We start from the raw sequence: 5,184 nt of genomic DNA on the forward strand, positions 1-5,184 counted from the left end.
CGCGTCGTCGAGCGCGGCGGGCGGCGGCTACGTCTCCCCGTCCGTGGTCAACGCCGCCCTCGACTGCCTGACCAAGGGCACGAACTGCGGCTCCTTCAAGCCGTCGAAGACGTACCCGGGCCTGCGCGGCGCGATGACCTGGTCGACGAACTGGGACGCGGCGTCAGGCAACGCCTGGTCCTCGGCGGTGGGCCCCCACGTCCACCAGCTGTAACCCCAGAACGGGCAGCGCCGCCGCTCCCCCGGCGGCGCTGCCCACGTTCCACCGGCCGGCCCGGGGTCAGAAGAAGTCCGCCCACGGCTGGTCCCAGATCTGCTTCACGCACAGCACCACGAAGAGCAGCCCCGCCACCACCAGCATGCCGTTGCTCAGCCACCCGTTGCGCCACTCCGTGGGCACCCGGCGGGAGTTGAGCAGCCAGATCAGCGTCAGGGCGAGGAACGGCATGAAGGCCGCGCCCAGCACCCCGTACAGGATCACCAGACGGAACGGCTGGCCCTGGAAGAGCAGGACGATCGGCGGGAAGGTCAGCCAGAGCAGGTACGCACGGAACGGCCAGCCCTTCTCGCGGTCGCCGCGCGCCACCTCCTCGCCCGTCACGCGGGCGCTGCGGTAACGCTCCACGAAGTCCGCGAACATCAGGCTCACGCCGTGCCAGACGCCGATGAGCGAGGTGAACGACGTGGCGAAGAAGCCGACCAGGAAGAGCTTCGCCGTCGCCGTGCCGTACTCCGCCTGAAGGATCTTCGTGAGGTCGAGGAGGCCCTTGTCGCCGCTCGCGATCGAGGTGTGCGAGGCGTGCAGCAGCTCCGCCCCGACGAACAGCATGGCGACGACGAAGATGCCGGTCGTGATGTACGCGACCCGGTTGTCGAGGCGCATCACCTTCATCCAGGACGTGTTCGTCCAGCCCTTCGCGTTGACCCAATAGCCGTACGCGGCCAGGGTGATGGTGCCGCCGACGCCGCCGATCAGGCCGAGCGTGTTGAGGATCGAGTCCTTCTCGTCGGGCAGCACGGGGAGCAGGCCGGCGAACGCGTCGCCGAGGTTCGGGGTGACCCTGACCGCCAGGTAGACGGTGACGACGAACATGACGCCCACCAGGACCGTCATGACCTTCTCGAAGACGTCGTACTTGTTGAACCAGACGAAGACCAGGCCGACCAGGCCGCAGATGACCGCCCACGGCTTGATCGACCAGTCCGCCGGGAACAGGTCCGGCCACAGCGCCTGGAGCGGCAGCGCGCTCGACGACATCGCCGCCGCGCCGTAGACGAAGCCCCAGACCACGACGTAGACGACGAAGAACCACGTCGTCCAGCGGCCGAGGCTCGCCCAGCCGTCGAAGAGGGTGCGGCCGGTGGCCAGGTGCCAGCGGCCCGCCGCCTCCGCCAGGCTGATCTTGACGAGGCAGCCGAGGACCGCGGCCCACAGGAGCGTGTAGCCGAAGTTGCTGCCCGCGACGAGCGTCGCGACGAGGTCGCCCGCCCCGACGCCCGTCGCGGCGACGACGATGCCGGGGCCGATGTACTTCCAGCTGGACTTGCGCGGTCGGGAGTCGGGGATGGTGGTACCGGTTCCTGAGGTGCCCGTGGTGTCCGCCATGAACATCAAGGGTGCGTAAAGAAACCCCGCTGGCAAGGGTTTCGGCAGGATGCGTCAGGAACCGGTGCCGAAGGCCGCAGTCCGGCCGCCGTCCGCGTCAGTCCTCGAAGTACGCGTCCAGCGCCTTGTCGAGGGTCTCCGTCCACTCGTTGAGGCGGGCCTTGTCGGGGGCCTCGACGTCGTTCGGGTACCAGCGGCTGTTCGGCGTGTGGACCGTCACCGTGAGGCGCTTGCGGGCCGTGCCGAACTCGACCGCGCTGATCTCGTCCCAGGTGAAGTCGGCCTCCTGGTCGTCCAGCGTGAAGCGGACGCCGGTCGCGTCGACGGTGATGGAGCCACGGCGGTCCTTGGCCTCCAGCGAGACCGAGCCGTCCGAGGCGCCCTTGGCGGCGGCCTCCGTCTCCGCCGAGTCGTCCGAGTCCGCCGAGTCCGCCGGTTCCTCCGGCTCGTCCGCGTCGGTCTCCTCGTCCGGCTCCGCCGGCTTCTTCCGCAGGGCGGCCTTCGCCTCCGGCTCGGCCTCCGTCACCTCCTCCGGCGTCTCGTCGGGTTCCGTGACCGCGTCCTCGACAACCGCCTCCGGACCGGGAGACGTCAGACCGGGGACGTGCGCCGGGTCGAAACCGGCGCCGGCGACGGGCGTGACCTTCTGACTGTCCATACGCTGCTCCACGGGCCGAAGTATGGCGGACGAGCCTGTGCCCCGCTCCCCCCGGCCCCTCACGGCCCGGTCACGATGGCCTCACATCCCGGCCGGCAGGGCGCGGCGCCGGCGGACCGGCGACAGGAACACCGGCAGGAACGCCACCGCCATGACCGCGCCGCCCACCCACAGCGTCACCCGCACCGACGTCGCCCCGGCCAGCGCGCCGGAGGCCGCGGCGCCGAGCGCGAGGGCGCCCATGAAGAGGAAGCGGAACGTGGCGTTCATCCGGCCGAGCAGCGCGTCCGGCGTCAGCCGCTGGCGCAGCGAGACGCCCAGCACGTTGTCCACGCCCGTCTTGAAGAGGACGGCGAGCCAGCCGCACCCGGCCAGGAGCAGCAGCCACCACTCCCGGCCGACCAGCGGGACGAGCAGCCCGGCCGGGGCCAGGCACAGGCCCGCGAGGCCGAGGGTGCGGCCGTAGCCGAGGCGGGCCGCGATCCGGCGGGCGCCGCGCGCGCCGAGCAGCATGCCGAGGCCGCCCGCGCCCCAGAACAGGCCCAGCACCCCTGCGGGCAGGCCGAGTTCGCGGACGAAGAGGACCGGGAGCATGGTGTTGACCAGCTGGCTGCCGAAGTTGAGCAGGGCGCCGGTCGCGGCGAGGGCGCGCAGTTCCGGGTGGCCGAGGACGTGCCGCAGGCCCTCGGAGATCTGGGTGCGCAGCGGGACGCGCGGGGCGGCGTCCCGGGCGGCCGGTGCGGCGGGCGCGGCCCGCACGCGGGTGAGGGTGAGCGCCGATGCCAGGTATCCGACGGCCGCGGCCAGTACGGCGTAGGGCAGGGTGAGGAGCTGGACGAGGCCGCCGCCCGCGCTGCGGCCCGCGATGTTGCTGACGCCCATGAGGCTGACCAACGCGGCGTTCGCCGGGACGAGTTCGTCCCGGCCGACCAGCTGCGGCACCGTGCTCTGCGAGGCCACGTCGAAGAAGACCGTGGCACAGCCGGCCAGCAGGACGACCGCGTACAGCTGGGTGAGGCTGAGGACGTCGAGCCACCAGGCCAGGGGCACGGAGGCGTACAGGAGTCCGCGCAGCAGGTCCGCGGCGATCATCAGCCGCCGCTGCCGCATCCGGTCCACCCACGCTCCGGCGGGCAGGCCGATGAGCAGGAAGGCGAGGGTGCTGAGGGTGGCGAGGGCGCCGACCTGGGCGGGGCTCGCGTCGAGCGCGGAGACGGCGACCAGGGGCACCGCGAGGTAGCAGACGTTGGAGCCGAGCTGGCTGAGGGCGGTGCCGGTGAAGAGGGTGCGGAAGTCGGGGTTGCGCCAGGGGGACGGGGGCGGCGCCCCGGGCGTGCCGGTCGTCCCGTGTGCCGCGCGCCGTGTCTGCGTCATGCGTCCCCGTCCCGTGTCCCTGGCCCAGCGTTCCGGCCTGACACGGTGCCGCGACGGAGCCCGCAGAACAAGTGAATAGTTCTACGGGCTCCGTGAAGCAACGCTAACTCATGGGTGGCGCAGGGCCGTTCCTAGACGAACAGACTCACCACGGCCGCGACCGCGAACCCGGCCACCGACAGGACCGACTCCAGGACGGTCCAGGTGCGCAGCGTGTCCCGCTCGGAGATGCCGAAGTACTTCGCGACCATCCAGAAGCCGCCGTCGTTGACGTGCGAGGCGAAGATGGAGCCCGCCGAGATCGCCATGATGACGAGGGCGACGAAGGCCTGCGAGTAGTCGCCCTCGGAGAGCAGCGGTGCCACGATGCCCGCCGTCGTCACGATGGCGACGGTCGCCGAGCCCTGGGCGACGCGCAGGACGAGCGAGATCAGGTACGCGAGGACGATGACCGGCAGGCCGACGTCGTTGAACGTGTCGGAGAGCGCCTGCGCGATGCCGCTGGCCTTGAGGACGGCGCCGAAGACACCGCCCGCGCCGACCACGAGGAGGATGTTGCCGACCGGCTTCAGGGACGCGGTCGAGACCGTCTCCAGGGACTTGCGGGACCAGCCGCGCCGGATACCCAGCAGGTAGTACGCCATCAGCAGGGCGATCGTCAGCGCGACGAAGGGGTGGCCGAAGAACTCGATGACCGAGCGGCCCGTGGACGGGTCGAAGGCGATGGAGGAGAAGGTCGCGAGGAGGATCAGGACCAGCGGGGTGCCGATGATGGTGAAGACGATGCCCAGCGGGACCGGCTTCTCGGTCGGCGTGACGCCCGCGGCGCGCTGCTCGGCCTCCAGGGCGGCCTTGGCCTCGTCGGCGGCCTCGACCATGTCCTGCGGTACGGGGACGAAGATCCGCTTGCCGATCCAGGCGGCCCAGCCCCAGGCGGCGAGCACGGCCGGGATGCCGCAGACGATGCCCATGAGGATGACCCAGCCGAGGTCGACCTTCAGCAGACCGGCGGCGGCCACCGGACCGGGGTGCGGGGGCAGGAACGCGTGGGTCATCGACAGGCCGGCGAGGAGCGGCATGCAGTACAGGACGATCGACTTGCCGCCGCGCTTGGCGGCCGCGTAGACGATCGGCGCGAGGACGAAGATGCCGACGTCGAAGAAGACGGGGATGCCGAAGATGAGGCCGGTGAGGCCCATGGCGAGCGGGGCGCGCTTCTCGCCGAAGAGGTTCAGGAGGCGGGACGCCAGGACCTCGGCGCCGCCGGAGACTTCGAGGACCGCGCCGAGCATCGTGCCGAGGCCGATGATGATCGCGACGTGCCCGAGGGTGCCGCCCATGCCGGACTCGATGGTGGAGACCGCGTCGGACTTCTGCACGGTGCCGAAGAGTTCGGTGACCGAGAGGCCGGCGCCGAGGCCGACGGCTATGGAGACCGCGAGCAGGGCCACGAAGGGCTGGATGCGCGCCTTGATGATCAGGAAGAGCAGCAGCACGATGCCGAGGAACGCGACGGTCAGCAGACCGGCGGTGCCGTCGATGATCG

4 protein-coding genes and 1 pseudogene are annotated in these 5,184 nt (G+C 71.2%); 1 reads left to right on the top strand and 4 read right to left on the bottom strand.

The genetic code is table 11. The features are described 5' to 3' along the window. Positions 1 to 214 (top strand): annotated as a pseudogene (locus M4J07_RS46605) (chitinase); the annotation flags it as partial. A 66-nt stretch (positions 215 to 280) separates the two neighbouring features. Here the strand turns inward: M4J07_RS46605 and M4J07_RS46610 are convergent. From M4J07_RS46610 to M4J07_RS46625, 4 genes are all read right to left on the bottom strand, one after another. Then, the gene (locus M4J07_RS46610) at positions 281 to 1,606 is read right to left on the bottom strand and encodes an Nramp family divalent metal transporter (RefSeq protein ID WP_255983251.1); all 1,326 of its coding nucleotides are present in this window, start codon (positions 1,604 to 1,606) and stop codon (positions 281 to 283) included. Positions 1,607 to 1,703: 97 nt separating this feature from the next. Beyond that, positions 1,704 to 2,264, bottom strand: coding sequence for a hypothetical protein (locus M4J07_RS46615; RefSeq protein WP_255983253.1), 561 nt, complete (start codon positions 2,262 to 2,264; stop codon positions 1,704 to 1,706). A gap of 81 nt (positions 2,265 to 2,345) precedes the next feature. Further along, the gene (locus tag M4J07_RS46620) at positions 2,346 to 3,638 is read right to left on the bottom strand and encodes an MFS transporter (RefSeq protein ID WP_255983255.1); all 1,293 of its coding nucleotides are present in this window, start codon (positions 3,636 to 3,638) and stop codon (positions 2,346 to 2,348) included. A gap of 131 nt (positions 3,639 to 3,769) precedes the next feature. Continuing rightward, positions 3,770 to 5,184 (bottom strand): GntP family permease (locus M4J07_RS46625; protein ID WP_255983257.1); only part of this gene is annotated, 1,415 nt, incomplete at its 5' end.

The sequence above is a fragment of the Streptomyces longispororuber genome, assembly GCF_024448165.1.
In the GTDB taxonomy this organism is placed as follows: domain Bacteria; phylum Actinomycetota; class Actinomycetes; order Streptomycetales; family Streptomycetaceae; genus Streptomyces; species Streptomyces longispororuber_A.

Excerpts from the sequence above, each read along its gene's own strand:
- M4J07_RS46620 (WP_255983255.1), bottom strand. The coding sequence starts at position 3,638 with ATGACGCAGACACGGCGCGCGGCACACGGGACGACCGGCACGCCCGGG.
- M4J07_RS46610 (WP_255983251.1), bottom strand. The coding sequence starts at position 1,606 with ATGGCGGACACCACGGGCACCTCAGGAACCGGTACCACCATCCCCGAC.
- M4J07_RS46615 (WP_255983253.1), bottom strand. The coding sequence starts at position 2,264 with ATGGACAGTCAGAAGGTCACGCCCGTCGCCGGCGCCGGTTTCGACCCG.